Raw genomic sequence first — 25,393 nt, 5'->3', positions numbered from 1 at the left:
TACGTTATAATAATGATAATATAGGAGGAGAATGAGATGGTTTTATACATTATATTAGCAATTATTATTATTATATTGATTGCTGTCGGTATTATGTTTTATTTACGTTCTAACAAACGTAAAATAGTTGAGCAAGCAGAAGAACGTAAATTAAAAGTTCAACAGTTACCTTTTGAAGATAATTTAGAAAAGTTATCAGCTTTAAATCTTAAAGGTGAAACGAGAACAAAATATGACGCGTTAAAACAAAACACATTAGATCACACTAATAACTATTTAGCACCAGTAGAAGAAAAAATTCATGACGCTGAGCTTCAACTTGATAAATTCCAATTTGCAGGAGCTCAAACTGAAATTGATGATGCTCATGAATTAATGGATAGATATGAAGCTGGTTATCAGTCACAAGTAGATGAAGTAAATGAAATTCTTTCTCTACATAAAGATAACGAAGCAATCTATGAAAAATGTAAAACAGATTATCGTGAAATGAAAAGAGATGTTTTAGCAAATAGACATCAATTTGGAGAAGCGGCAGCTCCTCTTGAAAAACGTATTGAGGCTTTTGAACCAGAACTTGATCAGTATGACATGCTGAAAGAAGAAGGTAACTATGTACAAGCTCATAATCATATTAATGGATTAAATGAATCTATTAATGAAACAAAAGAATACATGGATGAAATTCCAGATTTAATTAGAGAAACTCAAAAAGAGTTACCCGGACAATTCCAAGATTTAAAATATGGTTGTAGAGATTTAAAAGTAAATGGTTATGACTTGGATCATGTAAAAATTGATGGTACATTACAAAGCTTAAAAACTGAATTAAATTTTGTAGAACCTATGATTAGTCGTCTTGAATTACAGGAAGCTAATGATAAATTGCAACAAATTAATGATAAGCTTGATGAAATGTATGATTTAATTGAGCATGAAGTAAAAGCTAAAAATGAAGTTGAAGAAACAAAAGAAGATATTACAAATGAATTATTCAAAGCGAGAGAAATGAATTATACGCTTAGAACAGAAATCGACTATATTCGAGAAAACTATTTCATTAATGAAAGTGATGTTCATAGTATTAGACAACATGAAAATGAAATTCAAAATCTAGTTGTAGTATATGATGATATTCTAAAAGAAATGTCTAAATCTGCTGTGAGATATAGTGAAGTAAAAGATAATTTAGAATACTTAGATGAACATGTAAAAGTGATTAATGAAGAACAAGAAAAATTACAAAATCATCTGATTCAACTTAGAGAAGATGAAGCTGAGGCTGAAGATAATCTATTAAAAATTCAATCGAAAAAAGAAGAGATTTATCGTCGACTTCTTGCTTCAAACTTAACAAGTGTTCCAGAGCGATTTGTTATTATGAAAAATGAAATCGACCATGAAGTAAGAGCGGTCAGCGAACAATTTAACGAACGTCCGCTTCATGTTAAACAACTTAAAGATAAAGTTTCAAAAATCGTAATTCAAATGAATACGTTTGAAGATGAAGCGAATGATATATTAGTCAATGCAGTCTATGCAGAACGATTAATTCAATATGGAAATAGATATCGTAAAGATCATCATACTGTAGATAAAAGCTTAAACGAAGCAGAACGTTTATTTAAAAATAACCGTTATAAACGCTCAATTGAAGTATCAGAGCAAGCACTTGAAAGTGTAGAACCTGGTATAACAAAACATATTGAAAATGAAGTAATTAAAGGATAATACATTTTTATAGTTAGAGAATGACCTAGACATCCACATATTTCTAGGTTATTCTCTTTTATTTTAAAAAAAAAATAGTATAATGCTTGAGTGTCTATTTTTAAGTCGAGAAAGTTAAAATATGTTTTAGATATGTTATTGATGAAAGTGAGTGTTCTATATATATGATTTATTTAGACAATGCTGCCACAACAAAACCGAACCAAGCGGTTTTAGATTCATTTCTAAAAGTAAGTGAGAAAGCTTATTATAATGTTAATAGTCCTCATCAAATGGGTTTACAATCAGAAAAAATATTATTACAGGCTAAGTCGCGTGTAAAAGAGATGTTAAACCTCAATAAAAATGCTGATATCATTTTCACAAGTGGTGCTACTGAGTCTAATAATATTGCACTCAAAGGTATTGCATTAAGAAAAAAACAGTTTGCGAATGTAATCATTACCTCAGTCTTAGAACATCCATCAGTATTAGAAGTGATGCGTTATTTAGAAACACAAGGATTTATATTGAAATATGTGAATGTGACTCCAAATGGTCAAATAGATATTAATCATTTAGAACAATTAATGACGGATAATGTGGGCTTAGTTACATGTATGTATGTCAATAATGTTATGGGACAAATACAACCGATAAAAGAAATAGGATCATTATTAAAACAATATCCTAAGGCACATTTTCACGTAGATGGCGTACAGGCTTTAGGGAAAATTCCAATGCAATTAGAGGATGTAAATAGTATTAGTTTTAGTGGTCATAAATTTAATGGTTTAAAAGGTCAAGGCATATTAATTATCGATAATAAGGAAAAAATTGAACCGACAATATTTGGCGGTGGCCAAGAATATGGAATTAGAAGTGGCACTGTAAATTTAGCAATGAATGTTTCACTTGTGAAAGCAATGGAAATTGCAATTCAAAATTTAAATGAGCTTAATCATCGTCTATCACGCTATAATAAAGTAATTAGAGAATGTTTAGGTCAATATAAGGGAATGTATATTAATTCTCCAGAAAATAGTGCTCCGCATATTTTAAATATCGCTTTTCCAGGAGTAAAAGGAGAAGTGCTTGTTAATGCATTCTCAAAATTGGATATTATGGTATCGACTACAAGTGCATGTTCGTCTAAAAGAGAAAAATTAAATGAAGTTTTGTTAGCAATGGGTATTAAGGATAACAGAATAGAGGGAAGTGTTCGCTTATCCATGGGTGAAACGACAACAGAAAAAGATATCGAACAATTTAAAGATAAACTTGAATTAATCTATGCTCAAATAAAGGAGTTGTTGAAATAAATGAAATATGATCATATTTTGGTTAGATATGGAGAACTTACGTTAAAAGGAACAAATAGAAGAAGATTCACAAATGTATTAAAAGAAAATGTTATTCAATCATTACGTTCATTAGAAGGTACACAGGTTAAATGTGAGAGAGATCGCATGTTTATCTCGCTTTTTGAGGACGTAAATGTTAATGAAGTCATAAATCGTTTAACAAAGATATTTGGCATAAAATCTATTAGTCCAGTATTTAAAACAACACAAAATCTTGAATATATGAAACAACTTTGTATTTCGTTAGCTAAAGACTTTGCAAATGGAGATACTTTTAAAGTTGATGTAAAACGTGTAGATAAATCATTTTCATTAGATACGTATCAACTACAAAGAGAACTAGGTGGCGCCATTTTAAAAGCAGTTGATCATTTAAAAGTAGATGTTAAACGTCCGACACATAATATTAAAGTAGAAGTACGTAAAAAAGGCGTGTATATCTATACTAAAGTTATCAATGGTGCTGGCGGATTACCTACCGGTACAGGTGGTAAAACACTTCTTCAGTTGTCAGGTGGAATTGATTCACCAGTAGCTGGTATGGAAATTATGAAACGTGGAGTAAAAATAGAAGCTATTCATTTTCACAGTCCACCATTTACAAGTGAAAAAGCGAAAGACAAAGTGATTGAATTGACACGCATACTATCTGAACGTGTAGGACCAATTAAATTACACATTGTTCCTTTCACAGCACTTCAAAAACAAATCAATAAGTCTGTGCATCCACGATATACCATGACATCTACTAGACGCATGATGTTACGAGTGACAGATATTATCTTAGAACGTATTGGAGCGAATGCTATCGTAAATGGTGAAAATTTAGGTCAAGTAGCTAGTCAAACATTAAAGAGTATGTACGCAATCAATGATGTTACATCTACTCCTATTTTAAGACCACTTATTTCTTTAGATAAAGAAGATATTATTAAAAAAGCAAAAGAAATAGGAACATTTGAAGTTTCAATACAACCTTATGAGGATTGCTGTACGATTTTCACGCCTGAAAACCCTGTAACTGAACCAGATTTTGATAAAGTTGTTAAATATGAAAGTGTGTTTAATTTTGATGATCTTGTCCAAGAAGCAGCAGACAATGTAGAAACAATAGAGATTAATAAAGATTATAAAACTGAAAAAGATAAACATACTGATGCGCTCATTGATGAATTATTTTAATATGAAAGTAGTAAAGTCATTTAATAAGAGGTGGGCGTTATTGAACTAAGTTTTCATATTATTTTCATTATTATTAGTTTTGGTTTCTTGGCAGCATTTATAGATGCTGTTGTGGGTGGCGGTGGCTTAATATCAATTCCTGCACTCTTAGCTATAGGAATGCCGCCATCATTAGCATTAGGTACAAATAAATTAGCGAGTGCGTTTGGCTCATTAACGAGTGCAATCAAATTTTTAAAATCTGGAAATGTGGATAAAAAAATAGCATTTAGACTATTTCCGTTTGTATTTATATTTGCAGTTGGTGGAGCAAGTTTAGCAACTTTCTTACCATCAGAAGTTTTGAAACCACTCGTTATAGTCATATTGACATTTGTTTTAATTTACACCATTTTTAAGAAAGAGTGGGGTAATGTCAGAACGTTTTCTAAATTTACTATTACTAAAGCGATTGCCTTTATATCACTCCTGCTTTTAATTGGATTTTATGACGGATTTTTAGGCGGTGGTACTGGATCATTTATGTTATTTGTATTATTAATGTTTGGATTTGATTTTTTAAGTGCAGCTGGAAATGCAAAAGTACTAAACTTTGCTTCAAACGTTGGTGCATTAACATTATTTATTATTCTTGGCCAAGTAAATATAACATATGGATTAATTATGGCAGTCAGTATGGTAATTGGGTCGTATACTGGTGCACATTTTGCAATCAAAAAAGGTGTAGGATATGTCAAAATTGTATTTATAATAGTCACCATTTTACTCATTTTAAAAAATACCTTTGATTATATTATGCAAATCATTTCAAATTAAAATAATAGTTAGCGTTTTAAATGATTGAAATAAGTTTAAATACTATCGTATCATTAAACTATAATTTAAATAACTAATGGGAGGTCATATAATATGACAGAAATTACTTTTAAAAATAACCCTATACATTTAGAAGGAACTGAGGTTTCAAAAGGAGATGTGGCTCCTAATTTTAAAGTTTTGGATAATAGTTTAAATGAAGTTACTTTAGATAATTTTAAAGGGCAAAAGAAATTGATTAGTGTCGTTCCTTCTATTGATACTGGTGTATGTGATCAACAAACTCGCAAATTTAATGAAGAGGCTTCTCAAGAAAATGGTGTAGTACTTACAATTTCAGCGGATTTACCTTTCGCTCAAAAAAGATGGTGTGCATCAAATGGTCTAGAAAATGTAATTACGTTAAGTGACCATAAAGATTTATCATTTGGTGAACATTATGGTGTTGTTATGAAAGAAATGAGATTATTAGCTCGTTCTGTTTTCGTATTAGATGAAAACAATCATGTAGTTTATAAAGAGTTAGTTCAAGAAGGTACTGATTTTCCAAATTTTGAGGCTGCTTTAGAAGCATATCGTAATATTTAAGTCACTACTAAACGATTAAATTAAAGATATAATACTAATATTGTCCATATGTATTTTAAAATGAATGATTTCGTTTTAAGACATTTGCATTATGGACATTTTTTTATTGGAAAGGAATTGAATATGGCAGAAGAACAAACTATTATGGAAAGATTATTCCGAACTTTAGATGATAAAGCTAAGTCGTTAAATGAAGAAAATGGTCAAAGCTTTATAGAAAATTTAGGCTTAGCAATGGAAGATGTATATCGTAATCAACGTACACTGTTAGAACAAGCAACGTTCCAAGATCGTCGAAAAGCATTTCAATTTGCTTACTTGAGCTTATTACAAGAAGAAAATATTCAAGCAAATCATCAAATTACACCAGATTCTATTGGTTTGATTTTAGGTTTTTTAGTACAAAAATTTACAGAAAATAATAAAGAATTACAGATTGTTGATATTGCAAGTGGAGCAGGTCATTTAAGCGCTACAGTGAATGAAGTATTAAAAGATAGCGAAGTTATGCATCACTTAATTGAAGTAGATCCTGTTTTATCGAGAGTTAGTGTGCATCTAGCGAATTTTTTAGAAATACCATTCGATGTGTATCCTCAAGATGCAATTATGCCATTACCATTGGAAGAAGCTGATGTTGTTATTGGAGATTTTCCTATTGGATATTATCCTTTAGATGGGCGTAGTAAAGAAATGAAACTTGGATTTGAAGAAGGTCATAGTTATTCACACTTTTTACTTATCGAACAAGCTGTCTATGCTTTAAAACAAAGTGGCTATGCTTTTTTAGTAGTACCTAGTAATATTTTTGAAGATGAACATGTGAAACAGCTACAAAATTTTATTACTACAGAAACTGAAATGCAAGCATTTTTAAACCTTCCTAAAACATTGTTTAAAAATGAAAATGCACGTAAATCAATTTTAATACTACAAAAGAAAAAAGCAAATGAAACTAAGCCTGTAGAAGTGTTATTAGCTAATATTCCGGATTTTAAAAATCCTAATCAATTCCATGGTTTTATTAACGAATTAAATGAATGGATGGACGCAAATCATTCACAAAAATAAACTGTGATATTCTTGAATTACTTCTGTATTAGTGGTTAAATAGATATGGATATTTAATATATAAATTGGAGGACAATGAATCATGTCTAAATTAGTTTTAGCGATTAATGCGGGAAGTTCTTCTTTAAAGTTCCAACTTATCAGAATGCCTGAAGAAGAATTAGTTACAAAGGGCTTAATTGAGCGTATTGGTATTAAAGATTCAATATTTACTATTGAAGTAAATGGTGAAAAAATAAAAAGAGTTAAAGATATTAAAGATCATGAAGAAGCAATTAATATCATGTTAGATAGCTTCAAAAAACATGGTATTATTAATGATATTAATGATATTGCTGGTACAGGGCATCGCGTTGTTCATGGGGGAGAATTATTCCCTAAATCTGCTTTAGTCACTGATGAAGTAGAAGAAAAAATTGAGTCATTAAGTGAATTAGCGCCATTACATAATCCTGCAAACTTAATGGGAGTTCGTGCCTTTAGAAAGTTATTACCTAATATTCCACATGTTGTAGTTTTTGATACTTCATTCCATCAAACTATGCCAGAAAGTTCTTATTTGTATAGTTTACCATATAACTATTACGAAGATTTTGGTATTCGTAAATATGGTTTCCATGGTACAAGCCATAAATATGTATCACGACGTGCGGCTGATATTTTAGAAAAACCTATTGAAGAATTACGTATTATTTCTTGTCATATTGGTAATGGTGCGTCAATTGCTGCAATTGATGGTGGGAAATCTATCGATACATCAATGGGCTTCACTCCATTAGCAGGTGTAACAATGGGTACACGCTCAGGAGATATTGATCCAGCTTTAATTCCATTTATTATGGAAAAAACAGGTAAAACTGCTGATGAAGTTTTAACAGTTTTAAACAAAGAATCTGGATTATTAGGTATCTCTGGTACTTCAAGTGATTTACGTGATTTATTAGGTGAAGCTGCAAATGGCGATGAACGAGCTGAACTTGCTTTAGATATTTTTGCTTCTAGAATTCACAAATATATTGGTTCTTATGCTGCTAGAATGCATGGCGTTGATGTTATTGTCTTCACAGCAGGTGTCGGTGAAAATTCATCACCAATACGTGCTAAAATTTTAGAAGGCTTAGAGTTTATGGGTGTTTATTGGGATCCTAAGAAAAATGAATCTACTCACGGTGAAGAAGCTTTCATAAATTATCCACACTCTCCAGTTAAAGTAATTGTTGTTCCAACTAATGAAGAAGTCATGATTGCAAGAGACACAGTAAAATTCGGTGAATTATAAGATATATTAAAAAAACGATGAGATTAAACTTATCTCATCGTTTTTTTAGAACATAGCAGGGAAATAGGACAAAAGTCATGTTGAATTTGTTGTCCTACCCTGATGATGTATCTCTAACATATTAAAGAGACCTGAGACAATTCCTTATGTCTCAGGCCTCTTTATTTAAATACATTACTTTATTAAGAAAATTGTTTTCTAAATTCAGGAGTTGCAACTTCAGGTTGGAAATCATCTGGAATTTCTTCAGTACGCACGACAAGTACGTCACACGGTGCATGACGAACGATTGCTTCTGAAACAGAACCAACGATAAATCGTTCTACTGCATTTAATCCTGAAGTACCACACATTATTAAGTCGACACCTAATTCATTTGCTAATTTTTTAGGTATAATTGCTTTAGGTGAGCCAAATTCTAGACGAGTTTCTACATTTGTAACACCAGCACGTGAAGCAACTTCTTTATAGCCTTTTAAAAGTTCATCAGAAAAACCTTTAGATTTTTCTGTGAATTGAGCATCGTACACTTCATAAGAAGAGTAAGTTCTTGAATCGATAATATTAACAATAGTTAATTGAGCATCATTACGTTTAGCAACGTCTAAAGCTTTGTTGAAAGCCCATTCTGCTTCATGTGAACCATCAACTGCGATTAAAATATTTTTATAAGTTAACATCTTAAGTCCCCCTTAACTTTTCTTAATTCAATTTTAACATAAATTTCTGAATATTTAATATTTATAATTCAACAATTATGTGGACGTTGTGCACCTTTGATGATTGCGCTTTCATTAATTTAGCGTTACCATAAGGAGTGGAGGTGGATGGAATGAAAATCGGTATTCCAAAAGAAATAAAAAATAATGAGAACAGAGTAGGTTTATCACCAAGTGGTATACATGCATTAGTTGAACAAGGACATACAGTACTTGTTGAAACAAACGCAGGTTCTGGTTCATATTTTGAAGACGAAGATTATAAACAAGCCGGTGCAGAAATAGTTAACGATGCAAAAACAACTTGGGATGTAGACATGGTGATTAAAGTAAAAGAACCATTAGAAGAAGAATATAAATATTTCAGAGAAGGTCTTATCTTATTCACATACTTGCATCTTGCTAATGAGGAAAAACTTACTCAAGCATTAGTTGATAATAAAGTAGTAAGTATTGCCTACGAAACAGTTCAATTACCAGATCGTTCTTTACCTTTATTAACACCAATGAGTGAAGTTGCAGGACGTATGTCAGCTCAAATTGGTGCAGAATTCTTACAAAAAATTAACGGTGGAATGGGTATTCTACTTGGTGGCGTGCCAGGTGTACCAAAAGGCAAAGTTACCATTATTGGTGGCGGACAAGCAGGTACAAATGCTGCTAAAATTGCTTTAGGATTAGGTGCAGATGTAACTATTTTAGATGTAAATCCTAAACGTTTAGCGGAATTAGAAGATTTGTTTGACGGTCGTGTTAATACAATAATGTCTAACCCACTTAATATTGAAAATGCAGTTAAAGAAAGTGACTTAGTTATTGGTGCAGTATTAATTCCTGGAGCGAAAGCACCAAGTTTAGTTACTGAAGATATGATTAAACAAATGAAAGACGGTTCAGTAGTAGTCGACATTGCTATTGACCAAGGTGGTATCTTTGAAACTACTGATAAAATCACGACACATGATGATCCAACTTATGTTAAACATGGTGTTGTACATTATGCAGTAGCGAATATGCCTGGCGCAGTTCCACGTACTTCTACTATTGCTCTTAATAATGCTACTTTACCTTATGCACAGTTACTTGCTAATAAAGGTTATAAAGAGGCATTTAAAGCAAATGAGCCTCTTTCATTAGGTTTAAATACGTATAAAGGTTATGTAACTAATAAAGGTGTTGCAGAATCCTTTGATTTAACTTATACATCTATTGAAGATGCATTAAAAGAATAATCTAAATTAATTCAATAAAAAGCGGAATAGCATTCTTTATGAGTGTCTATTCCGCTTTTTTGATATAAAAGAGAGATTTAACTTTTAAATTACTTATTATAATGTGTAAGTACTTCAAACCCAGTATCAGTGACTAAAATATCATCTTCAATTCGGACGCCAGCGACATTAGGCACATAAATGCCAGGTTCAATTGTAATCACCATACCTGCTTCAAGTAAATTTGTATTTGTACTTGATACATCTTGATATTCATGTTCTTCTAAGCCGAGTCCATGTCCCAATCGATGAGGGAAGAAATCACCGTAACCCGCTTCTGAAATAATGTCTCTAGCAATTTTATCAATATTTTGTAAAGGGATACCTGGTTTAATTGCTTCAATAGCACTTTGTTCAGCTTTTAATACAATATCATAAATTGTTCTTGCTTCTTTACTTGGTTCACCAAATTTTACAGTTCTTGTCATGTCACTACAATAATGATTATAGACTACACCTAAATCAAATAGTACATATTCATTCTTAACTAATGTTCGATCTCCAGGTGTACCATGTGGAGATGCAGCATGGTCACTAAATAGTACCATTGTATCGAAACTCATTTCACTGACACCATATTTTTTAATTTCATTTTCAATATGATTTACAACTTCTCTTTCAGTTACGCCTTCAGATAAAAATGAAACACCAATATCTATACATTTATCTGCAAGTTCAGCTGCTTTTTTTATATTTTTAACTTCATTTTCATCTTTAATATTTCTTAGCTTTTTAATAGTTAAATCGATATCTTCATACGCTTTAACGTTAAAGTTATTCGTAAGTTCTCTTTGACGTTTAACAGTGAGGTGTTCACTTTCAATTAATAAAGTATTAAATGTATGGGGTGCTAAATCGAAAGGACTCTCAGTATCTAAATAGCCAACAATATTTCCATTAAAAGGTGAATGCTTAACTTCTTCAACTTCCATTTTAGGACAATATAATGTGCATTCACCATTTGAAGTTATAAGTAACGCAAACAATCTTTCATGAGGTTCACTTCTATAACCTGTAAAGTAGAATATATTAAGTGGAGTAGTAATCCATGCTGCATCAGCATTTTTTTCTTTTAATGTTGCAATAATTTCATCTGTTTTAATCATAATTCGTATCCTCCTATAGTTTAATCAATTTAATTTTACGTCTAAATAGAAATGAATTCAAAGTGTTTCAAGTTATAAATATAATTATCAGGGTATAATAATAATATTAAAATATAGGAGGTTCTATATATGAAACTTTCATTTCATGGACAGTCAACGATTTATTTTGAAAGTAATGGTAAAAAAGTAATTGTTGATCCATTTATTTCTGGTAATGATAAAAGTGATTTAGATGAGCAGACATTAGATGTGGATTATATTATTTTAACGCATGGACATGGTGATCATTTTGGTGATGTAGTTGAATTAGCTAATCGTAATCATGCTACAGTGATTGGTTCTGCAGAAGTCCAAGGCTATTTAACAACGTATCATGGAATTGAACACGCACATGGTATGAATATTGGAGGTAAATACAAATTTGATTTCGGTACAGTAAAATTTGTTCAAGCCTTCCACAGTTCAAGTTATACTAATGAAGATGGAATACCTATTTATTTGGGTATGCCAATGGGTGTTATCATTGAAGCAGAAGGTAAAACGATTTACCATGCAGGAGATACTGGTTTATTTAGCGATATGAAATTAATTGCTGAACGTCATCCGGTAGATGTATGTTTTATTCCTATTGGTGATAATTTTACTATGGGTATTGAAGATGCAAGTTATGCAATAAATGAATTCATTAAACCTAAAATTTCAGTGCCTATTCATTACAATACATTCCCATTAATTGAACAAGATCCAGAGAAATTTAAAGAAGCAGTATCTCAAGGAGAAGTACAAATTTTACAACCTGGTGATGAAGTGACATTTTAATGATATATAGAAAAGACGGCAAATATAGCATTTACCGTCTTTTTTTATAAGATTAAAATTATTTAACTATTAAAACAGGGATAGTAGCACGTTTAGCAACTTTATGACTAACACTACCTAAAACAAATTTCTTTTGTTGTTCAGCTTTACGGTTACTTAATACGACAATGTCATATTTACCACTATTTGCATGTTTCACTAATTCCTCTTTTGGATTTCCACGAACGATAATTTGATCATAATTAATACCATAATCATCTAAAGTATGACGTGTGTGTTCAAGACCTTGATCACGACGATGTGTCAATTGTTCGATGTGAGTACCTCCTTTAATAGAGGCTTGGATGTCTTGTTCACCAATCGCATTCATGATTGTAACAACGGTATCTGGGCCAGCTAATTTTGAAATTTCTTTCAATGCTTTGTCATTTTTTAATTGAGTATCTACACCTAGTAATATGTTTTTATACATAGGTCATCCCTCCTTATATTTAATTATATAATTAGTGATTTAATATTTCCATCAAATTTATATTTTTATTATTTAAATTAACTTCATTTATATACATTAAAAACAAAATGATACCGATATATCAGTTTTTGATACTTTTGTCACATTCAAATCGATTTTTATAAATAAAAAAGTTATAATATATTAGACATTGTCTAAAAATGAAGAGGGTTGAAAATGACTAAACATGAACAAATTGTATCCTATATAGAATCATTAAATATAGGACAAAAAATTTCAGTTAGAAAAATAGCCAAAGTAATGAATGTTTCTGAAGGGACTGCTTATAGAGCAATTAAAGATGCTAGTCAACTTGGCTTTGTAACTACCATCGATAGAGTAGGTACGGTTCGGATAGATAAAAAGAGTCGTGAACAAATTGAACATCTTACTTTTCAAGAAATTGTGAATATTATTGAAGGTGACATCATAAGTGGCAAAAGTGGTTTAAATAAAACTGTTAGTAAATTTGCAATAGGAGCTATGGAACTAAAAGATGTAGTAAAGTATATTGGAAATCAAACGTTATTAATTGTAGGTAACCGTCCTGAAGTTCAGATGGAAGCATTAAAAAGAGGAAGCGGTATACTTATTACCGGTGGATTTAGTACAGCTCAAAATATTATTGATTATGCAAATAAACAAGAACTACCTATTATTTCTTCAAATTATGATACATTTTTAGTAGCTAATATCATTAATAGAGCCATGTATAATCAAATGATAAGAAAAGAAATACTTATTGTTGAAGATATCGTAAAACCTATCAATGATATGACGGTAGTGTTCGATGAAATGGGTTTAGACGACTATATTTCTCGTGCAAAAGTCACAGGGCATTCTCGTTTTCCAGTAGTAAATAAAGATTGGAAACTTGTGGGAATTGTAACGAGTAAAGAAGTTATTCATATGAACGAAGATGATAGGATGAATAAAGTCATGACAAGACGACCTATCAATGTTGAATTAACAACTACAGTAGCGAGTTGTGCTCATATAATGATTTGGGAAGGAATTGAAATTTTACCTGTCACAACAAGAAATAAAAAAGCAATAGGTGTTATTACACGAAATGATGTGTTAAAAGCAATGCAATTAATTGGAAGACAACATCAAATTGGAGAAACCATTATCGATCAAATTGCTAAACACATCTCAATAAATCATAATGAAACGTCAGTTAAAATTTCACCAGTTTTAACCAACCAATATGGTACGTTGAGTAAAGCAATATGTGTCGCAATTATTGAAGAAACAATTAAACATGAATTGCGTAAGTATAAAAAAGTAGATGTTATGATTGAAAGCTTGAATATTATTTATATTAAAAATGTCGCAATTGAAAGTACACTTGATGTAAAGTATAACATGTTAGATGTAGGAAGAAATTTTGCTAAATTAGAGGTCACTATGACTTGCAAAAATGAGAAAGTTGCAAATGCAATGATCATATGTCAAATGTTTGAAGATATTTAAAATAGTTTTTGAAATTAAAGGAGAAAAGAAATGGTAGAAATTTTTAATAAAATAATGAATGAAATTGATAAATATGAAACTGTTATTATTCATAGACACGTTCGACCTGATCCAGATGCATATGGTTCACAGTTAGGCTTAAAATATTATTTGCAATGTAAATTTCCAGAAAAGTCTATTTATGCAGTTGGACAACCACAATCTTCTTTAGCATTTATAGGGGACTTAGACAGAGTTAGAGATGATATGTATCAAAACGCTCTAGTGATTGTTTGTGACACAGCAAATGCACCTCGTATTGATGATCAGAGATTTAATCAAGGCAAAGATTTAATTAAAATTGATCACCATCCTGCTACTGATCAATATGGCAGAATAAATTATGTCGATACCAATGCAAGTTCAACCAGTGAAATTATTTTTGATTTTATTACACATTTTAATGATATTAATATTATCGATGAATCTGTCGCACGTGTTCTATATTTAGGAATTGTCGGAGACACAGGTCGTTTTTTATTTAGTAATACCACACCACATACTATGAATGTTGCTAGTCGTTTGCTAGAATTTCCATTTAATCATAATGATGTATTAAATCAATTGGGTGAGAAAGATCCAAAACTTATGCCATTTCAAGGATATATTTTGCAAAATTTCCAATTAAGTGAAAATCATCAATATTGTCAAATAAAGATTACTAAAGATGTCCTAAACAGATTTCAAATTGCACCTAACGAAGCATCTCAGTTTGTTAACACTGTAGCGGATATCAAAGGTCTAAAAATATGGATGTTTGGTGTTGATGAAGGTGATCAAATTAGATGTCGATTACGTTCTAAAGGAATTACTATCAATGATATAGCTAATCAATTTGGCGGTGGAGGACATCCAAATGCATCTGGAGTCTCTGTTGAAAATTGGGAACAATTTGAGATTTTAGGTGAAGCCTTGCGCCAAAAACTATAAATTACGAAAGGAAGTCATACATGTTTGTACATTTGAATATTCATTCAACATATGATTTATTATATTCAAGTTTAAAAATTAACGATGTCGTATCAAAGGCAAAAGCAAATGGATATCAAGCACTTGCAATTACGGATACGAACGTATTATATGGCTTCCCTAAGTTTTATGACGCATGTGTTAATGAGGGAATTAAGCCAATATTTGGAATGACTGTAATGGTTTCTGATGAAATTAGCACAATTGAAACCATATTATTCGCAAAGAATAATGAAGGTCTCCATGCTCTGTATCAACTTTCTTCTGCAATTAATATGAAACAAAAGACTACGATACCCCTAAAATGGCTACAAAAATATAGTTACCATCTTGCTATTGTTTTTAAAGATGCTAATGCGTCTCATCAATCGTTAATTCAAACACTAAAGAATAATGAGTCAGTATTTATAAATCATACAAGTCAATTAGATTTTTCAGACGATAAAATTGTCTTTCTTAATAATGCAAGATATTTAAATCCTGAAGATGCAGATACAATACTTGCATTAAAAGCAATAAAAAACAATACAAAATTGGATTTAGTAAATGATATCAAGGATGCTCATGAATATTTTCCAACTAGTGAAAATATTAAAGAACTTCAGTTGTCTGAAAAAATAATAGCTAATACAAAGGCTTTAGCTGATGAGTGTAACGCAGAAATTCAATACCATCAAAATCTATTGCCTAACTTTAAAACGCCCAATCAACAAAGTGCTAAATCCTATCTTTTAGAAAAGTTAAAATATAATCTTAAAGAATTTAAATTAGATAAAGATCAGCGATATATTGACCGATTACATCATGAATATTCAATAATAACGAATATGGGATTCGAAGATTATTTTTTGATAGTGAGCGACTTAATACATTTTGCTAAAACGCATGATGTGATGGTTGGACCTGGACGTGGTTCATCTGCAGGATCTTTAGTTAGTTACTTATTAGGTATCACGACTATTGATCCAATTAAATTTGATTTATTATTCGAGCGCTTTTTAAATCCAGAACGTGTCACTATGCCAGATATTGATATTGATTTTGAGGATACGAGAAGAGAAAAAGTGATTCAGTACGTACAAGAAAAGTATGGTCAATATCACGTATCGGGCATCGTCACTTTTGGTCACTTATTAGCAAGGGCTGTAGCGAGAGATGTAGGCCGTATTATTGGTTTTGACGAAAAAACGTTAAATGAAATATCGAATTTAATCCCACATCAATTAGGTATTACACTAGAAGAAGCCTATCAAAATGAAAAATTTAAAGCATTTGTTCATAAAAGTTATCGTCATGAAAAATGGTTTGAAATTAGTAAAAAACTAGAGGGCTTACCACGTCATACATCTACCCATGCTGCAGGAATAATTATTAATGATAAACCATTGTATCATTTTGCTCCTTTAACAATGGGGGATACAGGTATATTGACTCAATGGACAATGACTGAAGCAGAACGATTAGGTTTATTAAAAATTGATTTTCTTGGTCTTAGAAATTTATCAATTATTCATCAAATTATCACTCAAGTAAAAAAAGATTTAAATATTGATATCGATATAGAACGACTCCCTTTTAATGATCAAAAAGTATTTAAATTATTGTCTCTAGGAAACACTACAGGTATATTTCAATTAGAATCAGAAGGTGTTAGAAAAGTATTGATGGAATTACAGCCTGAACACTTTGAAGATATTGTTGCTGTAACATCATTGTATAGACCCGGTCCAATGCAAGAAATACCTACATACATATCAAGAAGACATCGTCAAAGTGACATTAAATACTTACATCCTGATTTGGAGCCTATTTTAAAGAAGACATATGGCGTCATTATTTATCAAGAACAAATCATGCAAATTGCTAGTCAATTCGCTAATTTTAGTTATGGTCAAGCAGATATATTAAGACGTGCAATGAGTAAAAAAAATAGAGCTATCCTAGAAAGTGAACGTCAACACTTTATTGAAGGGGCTGTAAGTAATAATTATGATGCATCAATTAGTGAACGTATTTTCGAACTAATATTAAAATTTGCGGATTATGGTTTTCCTAGAGCTCATGCGGTGAGTTATTCTAAAATTGCATATATCATGGCTTATTTAAAAGTGCATTATCCTAATTATTTCTACGCGAATATTCTTAGTAATGTTATAGGTAATGAAACAAAAACGGCAATAATAATAGAAGAAGCTAAAACTCAAAGTTTAAATATTTTACCTCCAGATATTAATAAAAGTCATTGGTTTTACAAAGCGACAGAAAAAAATATTTATTTATCGTTGGGCGCAATAAAAGGTGTCGGATATCAAAGCGTCAAATCTATAGTAGACGAACGAATTGAAAATGGATTGTATAAAGACTTTTTTGATTTCACCAGAAGAATTCCTAAAAGAATTAAAACTAGAAAATTGTTAGAAGCATTAATATGTGTGGGCGCATTTGATTCATTTGGTAAAACTAGATCAACACTATTATCTACAATTGACGAAGTTATCGATCAAGTTTCGAATGTTGAACAAGATGAATTTTTATTTAATATGTTAACACCAAAGCAATCCTATGAAGATAAAGAAGAATTCAGTGATCAAATCATTAGTGCTTATGAAAAAGAATACTTAGGATTTTATATTTCTAACCATCCAGTTGAAAAACTATTTTATATCAAACAATATTTAGGTATTTTTACGATTAAGAATAGTTTAGATTATCAACCTATACTTGTTCAGGTTAATCAATTTAAGCAAATAAGAACAAAAACTGGACAACATATGGCGTTCTTAGTTCTAGATGATGGTAGAACCACTATTGATGGTGTTTTGTTTCCAGATAAGTACAAACAATATGAGACAATGATTCAACAACAAAATGATATTCTAGTCGTTCATGGCAAATTTGAAGAACGAAATCAAAAGAGACAAATTATCATTCAAAATATGGATACAATTAACGACTTTGAAAATAACAAATTATCTCAAGCCAAACAAATAGTGATTAAAAACGTCAATCAATTAGAAGATATTAAATCATTTTTAATAGATCAGACTACACATAACGATTTAGAAGTAGTTTTATTTAATGAAATGCAACAACAAACTCAATCTTTAGGATTTTTACAAAAAGAAATGGAACAAGTCGAAAGGTTTATAAAGATGTTCAAGCCAAGTGACATCAGAATTATATAACTTTTATATGCAAAAAAATTATGATATAGTTAGTTGATGGTTATAAAGAAGAATTAATAATTTTATTGATTTTTTTATCTCTTGATTTAATAACATGTAACATATAAAAAGATTTTTAAAATTGAACTTAATTGTTACAAAAATCCCTCTTTTCAAAAGTAATTTAATTATAAATCAATTAGAATTTGATTGAATGTCTTTAAGAGACGATGCATTACAAATGCATAAAGAGAATCAAGGTAAATTAGAAATCAAACCTGATGATGCGAAAGAAGTAGTGCTAAAGTAGTAGGAACGAGACGACCTTATTTTTCAAATCAAGTTAATAAGATATTAGCTTTTCTAGGTATTTTTAAAGATATCTTAGATATTGAAACTACTCCTTTCGATTAAAGAGTGGCACCATCAGTGACACGAGATTTAACACGATCTGTTATAGAATTAGGTGTTGCATGTATTGAAGTAGATTTCCAATAAGTATATGATAAAACAATGAAGTTAATAGATTTAAAATAAAGTAAGCGAATTTAAAAGTAACTATTTAAAATAACGAAATTATTGAGTGAGTTATGCGGAGGTTTACGCATGTTTAAAGATTTTTTTAATAGAAGTAGTAAAAAAAAGAAATATTTAACGGTACCGGATTCTAAACAAAATGACGTACCAGCAGGCATCATGACTAAATGTCCTAATTGTAAAAAAATAATGTATACAAAAGAACTAACTGAAAATTTAAATGTATGCTTTAATTGTGATCATCATATTGCACTTCCTGCGTACAAAAGAATAGAAGCTATTTCAGATGAAAATTCGTTCAAAGAATTCGATAAAGAAATGGTTTCTTCTAATCCTTTGGATTTTCCTGGCTATCAAGAAAAAGTCGAAAAAGATCAAAAGAAAACGGGTTTAAATGAAGCCATCGTAACTGGTACAGCAGAATTAGATGGCGTGAAATATGGTATTGCAGTCATGGACTCACGATTTAGAATGGGAAGTATGGGTTCAGTCGTAGGGGAAAAAATCTGTAGAATCGTTGATTATTGTACTGAACATCGGTTACCATTTGTATTATTTTCTGCAAGTGGTGGTGCCAGAATGCAAGAAGGTATTATTTCATTAATGCAAATGGGAAAAACAAGTGTATCATTAAAACGACATTCTGATGCTGGATTATTATATGTTTCATATTTAACACATCCTACTACTGGTGGTGTATCAGCTAGTTTTGCTTCTGTGGGTGATATTAACCTAAGCGAACCTAAAGCTTTAATCGGTTTTGCTGGACGTAGAGTGATAGAACAAACAATTAACGAAAAATTGCCGGAAGATTTTCAAACTGCTGAGTTTTTATTAGAACATGGTCAATTAGATAAAGTTGTGCATAGAAAAGACATGAAAGCAACACTTTCTGAAATTTTAAAACTACATCAAGAGGTGAAGACGAATGCTTGATTTCGAGAAATCTTTATATGAGATTAAAGAAAAGATTAATTCATTGAAGGAATCTCAAGAAAAAAATGACGTCGACTTACAAGATGAAATTGACTTGTTAGAAGCCTCTTTGGAAAGAGAAAGAAAAAAAATATATACCAATTTAAAACCTTGGGATCGAGTACAAATTGCAAGACTTCAAGAAAGACCTACAACACTTGATTATATTCCATATATCTTCGACTCATTCATTGAATTACATGGAGATCGTAATTTTAGAGATGATCCTGCGATGATTGGTGGAATAGGATATCTCAACAATCAACCGGTAACTATCATAGGTCAGCAACGAGGGAAAGATACTAAAGATAATATTTATCGTAATTTTGGAATGGCTCATCCTGAAGGTTACCGTAAAGCTTTACGCTTAATGAAACAAGCTGAAAAATTTAAGCGTCCTATTTTTACGTTTATTGATACGAAAGGTGCATATCCGGGAAAAGCCGCTGAAGAACGAGGGCAAAGTGAATCAATTGCGAAAAATTTAATTGAGATGGCTTCGCTTAAAGTACCTGTGATTGGTGTTGTCATCGGTGAAGGTGGAAGTGGTGGTGCGCTTGGTATTGGTATAACTAATAAATTATTAATGCTTGAAAATAGTACTTATTCTGTTATTTCTCCAGAAGGGGCGGCAGCATTACTTTGGAAAGATAGCTCTTTAGCAAAAATGGCTGCTGAAACGATGAAAATTACTGCAAAAGATTTACTGGAATTAAACGTGATAGATGAAGTTATTACTGAACCACAAGGTGGCGCTCATAAAGACATCGTTTTTCAAGCAAAACAAATTAAACAATCTTTTATTCATCAGCTTAATGAATTAAATAAATTAGATGGACAAGCTTTAGCGAATCATCGATTTAATAAGTTTAGAAATATTGGTACTTTTATTAATTAACACAGAATGACTAGAAATTTTAATTAAATTTCTAGTCATTTTTTTATATAAATTAAATTAAAAATTTAAAACGTTTACATATATATAATCTATTAATATTAATGGAATAGATAATAAAATTATGGTAATTTATACATGAAGATTATTATAGTTAGGAAAGGGTATGTCGCTATGAAGAGAATTGCGGTATTAACAAGTGGTGGAGATTCACCAGGCATGAATGCTGCTGTTAGAGCAGTCGTACGAAAAGCAATTTATAATAATATCGAAGTTTTTGGTGTTTATCAGGGTTATCAAGGTTTACTTGATGATAATATCCACAAACTTGAATTAGGAAGTGTTGGAGATACGATTCAACGAGGAGGAACTTTTCTATATTCTGCTAGATGTCCTCAGTTTAAAGATGAGAGTGTAAGACAAAAAGGGATTGAGAACTTACACAAGCATGGTATTGAAGGACTTGTAGTAGTCGGTGGAGATGGCAGTTATAGAGGTGCTCAACGTATTAGCGAAGAAACAACCGATATAAAAACAATTGGTATCCCTGGAACAATTGATAATGATATTAATGGTACTGATTTCACGATTGGTTTCGATACAGCATTAAATACGATTATTGACTGTGTCGATAAAATCAGAGATACTGCTTCAAGTCATGCGAGAACTTTTGTTGTAGAAGTAATGGGACGTGATTGTGGTGATTTAGCACTGTGGGCTGGATTGTCAGTAGGTGCTGAAACAATCTTAGTTCCAGAAGTGCACACAGATATTAAAGATGTTGCTGAAAAAATTGAAAGTGGTATTAAACGTGGAAAAAAACATTCTATCGTTATGGTAGCAGAAGGTTGTATGAGTGGCCATGAATGTGCAGAACAATTAACTAAATATATCAATGTTGATGCACGTGTATCTGTTCTTGGTCACATCCAACGTGGTGGTAGTCCATCTGGTGTAGATCGAGTGCTTGCTTCAAGATTAGGCGGTTATGCTGTTGAATTGTTAATGCAAGGTCAAACAGGATTCGGTGTAGGTATACAAAATAACCAACTTACAGCAACACCATTTGATGAAATTTTCAATAATGAAAGCCATAAATTCAACACTCGTATTTATGACTTAGCAAAAGAATTATCTATTTAATTTAGGAGGCTTTTATAATGAGAAAGACTAAAATTGTATGTACTATAGGACCTGCTTCAGAGTCTGAGGAAATGTTAGAAAAATTAATGAATGCTGGAATGAACGTTGCGCGTTTAAATTTCTCTCATGGTAGTCATGAAGAACATAAAGCACGTATTGATTCAATTCGTAAAGTATCTAAAAAATTAGGTAAAACTATTGGTATTTTATTAGATACTAAAGGACCTGAAATTCGTACACATGATATGAAAGACGGCTTAATTGTACTTGAAAAAGGTAAAGAAGTTATTGTGAGTATGTCTCAAGTTGAAGGTACACCTGAGAAATTCTCAGTCACATATGAAGATTTAATTAATGATGTTCAAATTGGATCATACATTTTATTAGATGATGGTTTAGTAGAATTACAAGTTAAAGATATTGATAAAGATAAAGGCGAAGTTAAATGTGATATCTTAAACACTGGTGAATTAAAAAATAAAAAAGGTGTAAACTTACCTGGTGTTAAAGTAAACTTACCTGGTATCACTGATAAAGATGCTGCAGATATTAAATTTGGTATTAAAGAAGATATTGATTACATTGCAGCAAGCTTTGTACGTCGTCCTAGTGATGTATTAGATATTCGCGAAATTTTAGAACAAGAAAATAATGATAATATTACTATCTTCCCTAAAATTGAAAACCAAGAAGGTATTGATAATATCGAAGAAATTTTAGAAGTATCTGATGGTTTAATGGTTGCTCGTGGTGACATGGGTGTTGAAATTCCACCTGAATCTGTGCCAATCGTTCAAAAAGATTTAATTAGAAAATGTAATAAATTAGGAAAACCTGTTATTACTGCAACTCAAATGCTTGATTCAATGCAACGTAATCCACGTGCAACAAGAGCTGAAGCAAGTGACGTTGCTAATGCAATCTATGATGGTACAGATGCAGTTATGTTATCTGGTGAAACAGCTGCAGGACAATATCCTGAAGAAGCAGTTAAAACAATGAGAAATATTGCAATTTCAGCTGAAGCTGCTCAAGATTACAAAAAATTATTATCTGATCGTACTAAATTAGTAGAAACATCATTAGTAAATGCGATTGGTGTGTCTGTAGCACATACTGCTCTAAATTTAAATGTTAAAGCAATTGTAGCTGCAACTGAAAGTGGTTCAACAGCGATTACAATTTCTAAATATCGTCCACATTCAGATATTATTGCAGTAACACCTAGTGAACATACTGCAAGACAATTAGCACTAGTATGGGGTGCATATCCAGTTGTTAAAAAAGGACGTAAAACAACAGATGATTTATTAAATAATGCAGTAGCAACAGCTGTTGCTACTGAAAAAGTTGGTAATGGTGATTTAATTATCATTACTGCTGGCGTTCCAACTGGTGAAAAAGGTACGACTAATATGATGAAATTACATTTAGTAGGTGATGAAATTGCTAAAGGTCAAGGTGTTGGTCGTGGATCAACAACTGGTAAAACAGTGATTTCTAAAACTGCTAGTGATTTAGAAGGAAAAGACCTAAGTCAATCAATTATTGTGACTAATTCAATAGACGAAAGCTATGTTCCATATGTTGAAAAAGCTGCAGGTTTAATTACTGAAGAAAACGGTATAACATCACCAAGTGCAATCGTTGGGCTTGAACAAGGTATCCCAACTATTATTGGTGTTGAAAATGCAACGAAAGAATTGAAAAATGACTTATTAGTTACTGTTGATGCAAATCAAGGTAGAATTTTTGAAGGGTATGCAAATGTCCTTTAATTAAACAATTGTATAAGTATGTTTAAATAGAAAGCTAGAAGAGCGGGAATAACCACGTTACATGTTAATGGATAAAATTCTCGCTCTTTTTTATGTTATTTAAACATATTAGAAAAAAGTGGGAGAGAGCCGTATTCGTCGTCCCAACTTGCATTGAACGTAGATTTTCATTAAGAAAATCTCTATGTTGGGGATAGTAGTGTTGAAAAAGCTTGTTACAAGAGTATTTCAATTCAGACATCGACTGCATTAACATAAAAATGACTGGGACATTATTAATTGTTCCAGTCATTTTTCATATTGATATTTTAATGTTATTTTGCTACTTTTTTATATCTTAAATACATAATACCTAAAATAATAAACCAAATAGGTGTTAAGAAAATAGCGTTTCTTGTTGTTGCATTTACAAATAGTAAACAAAACACAAATAAGAAGAATGCTAAAATAATATAGGCCATATATTTTCCACCAGGAAGTTTGAATTTTGCTTTTTTATGTAATTCAGGATTTTTTCTATGATAATTAATATAAGCCCAAATAATTAAAGCCCACACGATAATAAATAATACTGTTGAAATTGTTGTAACATATGTAAATACTAGCGTTGCATTTGGAAAAATATAGTTTAATAATGCTGTCACCAATAATAACGCAGATGATACAATAATTGCGATATGTGGTACACCTTGCTTGTTAGTACTTTTAAATATAGAAGGCGCTTGTTTTTGTTCAGATAATCCAAATAACATACGACTATTTGAGAAGATACCACTATTACAAGATGAAGCAGCAGCAGTTAAAACTACAAAGTTAATTAATCCAGCTGTAAATGGAATACCAATTAATGAGAACAATCTAACAAATGGGCTCTCATTTGGATCCACTTTGTCCCAAGGAATAATAGACATAATGACTGCTAAAGCACCTACATAGAAAATTAAAATTCTAATCGGTACTGCATCTATAGCTTTAGGTATTGTTTTTTCTGGATTTTTAGTTTCACCAGCAGTTACCCCAATCATTTCAATACCAACAAATGAGAATAAAGCCATTTGGAAAGACATAAAGAAACCAGAAGTTCCATTGGTAAAAATACCATGTTTATAAAGATTAGTTAAACTTGCATGTCCAAATTGAGTTTTATAAGCAAATAAAATCATTATTGCACCAATGACGATTAAAGCTATAATAGTTATAATTTTAATAATAGCAAACCAGAATTCTAATTCTCCAAATAATTTTGCACTTAATAAGTTAAAAACCATTAATATTAATACGCAAAATAAAGCAGTAATCCAGTTTGGTATAGTTGGAAACCAGAAACTAACATATTTGGCAACTGCAGTTACTTCTGCCATTCCCGTTATAATCCAGCATAACCAATATGTCCATCCAGTAACGAATCCTGCAAATGGTCCAATATACTCGTTTGTTACATCAGCAAATGATTTAAAACGAGTATTTTGAATAATGATTTCTCCAAGGCCTCTCATAAACATAAATAGCATGAATCCAATAATGATATAGGTTAATAGAATAGAAGGTCCAGTCATAGCTATAGTTTGACCTGCACCTAAGAATAATCCAGTTCCGATAGCGCCACCAAGAGCAATCAATTGTACATGACGATTACTTAATCCTCTTTGTAATTTTTCTTCTGCCATAAGACAACTCCCTTACATTTAATTAATATTAATTATGCACTTATATATTAAATTCGACAATTATTTTTCTAAATTTTTTCTAAAAATTTTATTAACATTGAGTTAATAAAAGATAATCATTATTGATAAATAATTAAAATATTCATTATTTTCACATAAGTCAACCTTGTCTTAATTCTTATAAATAGCTTTATAACAATTTTTATAATCATTATAATTAAAATTAATATATAAATAATTTACCAATGAAAATTTAAACCACATATATCATGATTCACAAAACTTATAATTTTAGATATACTATTTATGAAAGC

Annotated in this window: 20 protein-coding genes and 1 pseudogene; 17 read left to right on the top strand and 4 right to left on the bottom strand. The window is 31.0% G+C overall.

What is annotated here, in order from left to right:
• The first annotated feature begins 36 nt into the window (after nucleotides 1–36).
• The 7 genes from ezrA to CD034_RS06370 all read left to right on the top strand — a co-directional run bounded on the left by ezrA (nucleotide 37) and on the right by CD034_RS06370 (nucleotide 8,010).
• On the top strand, nucleotides 37–1,731 hold the full coding sequence (gene ezrA, locus CD034_RS06400) for a septation ring formation regulator EzrA (RefSeq protein WP_002448287.1): 1,695 nt from the start codon (nucleotides 37–39) through the stop codon (nucleotides 1,729–1,731).
• 164 nt (nucleotides 1,732–1,895) lie between these two features.
• On the top strand, nucleotides 1,896–3,032 hold the full coding sequence (locus CD034_RS06395; RefSeq protein WP_064207102.1) for a cysteine desulfurase family protein: 1,137 nt from the start codon (nucleotides 1,896–1,898) through the stop codon (nucleotides 3,030–3,032).
• Complete coding sequence (gene thiI, locus CD034_RS06390) at nucleotides 3,033–4,256, top strand: tRNA uracil 4-sulfurtransferase ThiI (protein WP_103288212.1); 1,224 nt, start codon at nucleotides 3,033–3,035, stop codon at nucleotides 4,254–4,256. It abuts the gene before it with no gap.
• Nucleotides 4,257–4,286: 30 nt separating this feature from the next.
• The gene (locus CD034_RS06385; protein WP_002455210.1) at nucleotides 4,287–5,072 is read left to right on the top strand and encodes a sulfite exporter TauE/SafE family protein; all 786 of its coding nucleotides are present in this window, start codon (nucleotides 4,287–4,289) and stop codon (nucleotides 5,070–5,072) included.
• A gap of 93 nt (nucleotides 5,073–5,165) precedes the next feature.
• Nucleotides 5,166–5,660, top strand: coding sequence for a thiol peroxidase (gene tpx / locus CD034_RS06380; RefSeq protein WP_002448307.1), 495 nt, complete (start codon nucleotides 5,166–5,168; stop codon nucleotides 5,658–5,660).
• A gap of 123 nt (nucleotides 5,661–5,783) precedes the next feature.
• Nucleotides 5,784–6,731 carry a class I SAM-dependent methyltransferase gene (locus CD034_RS06375; RefSeq protein WP_002487979.1) on the top strand — a complete coding sequence of 316 codons (948 nt, stop codon included), beginning with the start codon at nucleotides 5,784–5,786 and terminating at the stop codon, nucleotides 6,729–6,731.
• A gap of 82 nt (nucleotides 6,732–6,813) precedes the next feature.
• Nucleotides 6,814–8,010: an acetate kinase gene (locus CD034_RS06370; RefSeq protein ID WP_002448289.1), complete on the top strand. Its 1,197-nt coding sequence runs from the start codon at nucleotides 6,814–6,816 to the stop codon at nucleotides 8,008–8,010.
• A gap of 182 nt (nucleotides 8,011–8,192) precedes the next feature.
• Here CD034_RS06370 and CD034_RS06365 read toward each other — a convergent pair whose 3' ends face one another.
• Nucleotides 8,193–8,690, bottom strand: a complete 498-nt coding sequence (locus CD034_RS06365; protein ID WP_002448964.1) for a universal stress protein — start codon at nucleotides 8,688–8,690, stop codon at nucleotides 8,193–8,195.
• Between the two features lie 152 nt (nucleotides 8,691–8,842).
• Here CD034_RS06365 and ald point away from each other — a divergent pair, with 152 nt between their 5' ends.
• A complete protein-coding gene (gene ald, locus CD034_RS06360) occupies nucleotides 8,843–9,961 on the top strand; it encodes an alanine dehydrogenase (RefSeq protein WP_002455212.1) in 1,119 nt (372 codons plus the stop codon).
• Nucleotides 9,962–10,050: 89 nt separating this feature from the next.
• On the opposite strand, the gene CD034_RS06355 is transcribed toward ald, so the two are convergent.
• Entirely contained in the window at nucleotides 10,051–11,106 is a 1,056-nt protein-coding gene (locus CD034_RS06355; protein WP_103288211.1) for a M24 family metallopeptidase, read from the bottom strand.
• Between the two features lie 129 nt (nucleotides 11,107–11,235).
• Here CD034_RS06355 and CD034_RS06350 point away from each other — a divergent pair, with 129 nt between their 5' ends.
• A complete protein-coding gene (locus tag CD034_RS06350) occupies nucleotides 11,236–11,925 on the top strand; it encodes a metal-dependent hydrolase (RefSeq protein WP_002448970.1) in 690 nt (229 codons plus the stop codon).
• A gap of 58 nt (nucleotides 11,926–11,983) precedes the next feature.
• Here CD034_RS06350 and CD034_RS06345 read toward each other — a convergent pair whose 3' ends face one another.
• Nucleotides 11,984–12,397: a universal stress protein gene (locus tag CD034_RS06345; RefSeq protein ID WP_002448952.1), complete on the bottom strand. Its 414-nt coding sequence runs from the start codon at nucleotides 12,395–12,397 to the stop codon at nucleotides 11,984–11,986.
• Between the two features lie 216 nt (nucleotides 12,398–12,613).
• Between CD034_RS06345 and CD034_RS06340 the strand changes: the two genes are divergently transcribed.
• The 8 genes and pseudogenes from CD034_RS06340 (at nucleotide 12,614) to pyk (ending at nucleotide 23,412) form a co-directional block, all read left to right on the top strand.
• The gene (locus CD034_RS06340) at nucleotides 12,614–13,912 is read left to right on the top strand and encodes a DRTGG domain-containing protein (RefSeq protein WP_103288210.1); all 1,299 of its coding nucleotides are present in this window, start codon (nucleotides 12,614–12,616) and stop codon (nucleotides 13,910–13,912) included.
• A gap of 30 nt (nucleotides 13,913–13,942) precedes the next feature.
• Nucleotides 13,943–14,881 (top strand): DHH family phosphoesterase, encoded by a 939-nt coding sequence (locus CD034_RS06335; RefSeq protein ID WP_103288209.1) that lies wholly within the window; start codon nucleotides 13,943–13,945, stop codon nucleotides 14,879–14,881.
• A 20-nt stretch (nucleotides 14,882–14,901) separates the two neighbouring features.
• Nucleotides 14,902–18,105, top strand: a complete 3,204-nt coding sequence (locus tag CD034_RS06330; RefSeq protein WP_103288208.1) for a DNA polymerase III subunit alpha — start codon at nucleotides 14,902–14,904, stop codon at nucleotides 18,103–18,105.
• A gap of 247 nt (nucleotides 18,106–18,352) precedes the next feature.
• Nucleotides 18,353–18,582: pseudogene (locus CD034_RS11405) on the top strand (NAD-dependent malic enzyme); the annotation flags it as partial.
• 108 nt (nucleotides 18,583–18,690) lie between these two features.
• The gene (gene accD, locus CD034_RS06325) at nucleotides 18,691–19,557 is read left to right on the top strand and encodes an acetyl-CoA carboxylase, carboxyltransferase subunit beta (protein ID WP_002448997.1); all 867 of its coding nucleotides are present in this window, start codon (nucleotides 18,691–18,693) and stop codon (nucleotides 19,555–19,557) included.
• Nucleotides 19,550–20,494, top strand: coding sequence for an acetyl-CoA carboxylase carboxyltransferase subunit alpha (locus tag CD034_RS06320; protein WP_002448930.1), 945 nt, complete (start codon nucleotides 19,550–19,552; stop codon nucleotides 20,492–20,494). Before accD ends, CD034_RS06320 begins: the two co-directional genes overlap by 8 nt.
• 171 nt (nucleotides 20,495–20,665) lie before the next feature.
• The gene (gene pfkA, locus CD034_RS06315) at nucleotides 20,666–21,634 is read left to right on the top strand and encodes a 6-phosphofructokinase (protein ID WP_002448931.1); all 969 of its coding nucleotides are present in this window, start codon (nucleotides 20,666–20,668) and stop codon (nucleotides 21,632–21,634) included.
• 17 nt (nucleotides 21,635–21,651) lie between these two features.
• Nucleotides 21,652–23,412, top strand: a complete 1,761-nt coding sequence (gene pyk, locus CD034_RS06310) for a pyruvate kinase (protein WP_002448942.1) — start codon at nucleotides 21,652–21,654, stop codon at nucleotides 23,410–23,412.
• A 314-nt stretch (nucleotides 23,413–23,726) separates the two neighbouring features.
• Here the strand turns inward: pyk and CD034_RS06305 are convergent, their stop codons facing one another.
• Nucleotides 23,727–25,079, bottom strand: coding sequence for an amino acid permease (locus CD034_RS06305; protein WP_103288207.1), 1,353 nt, complete (start codon nucleotides 25,077–25,079; stop codon nucleotides 23,727–23,729).
• Nucleotides 25,080–25,393: the final 314 nt, after the last annotated feature.

This window comes from Staphylococcus hominis subsp. hominis (genome assembly GCF_002901845.1).
Taxonomy (GTDB): Bacteria; Bacillota; Bacilli; order Staphylococcales; family Staphylococcaceae; genus Staphylococcus; species Staphylococcus hominis.
Note: the sequence above shows the minus strand (reverse complement) of the source record. Positions and strands in the feature narration are given on the sequence as shown.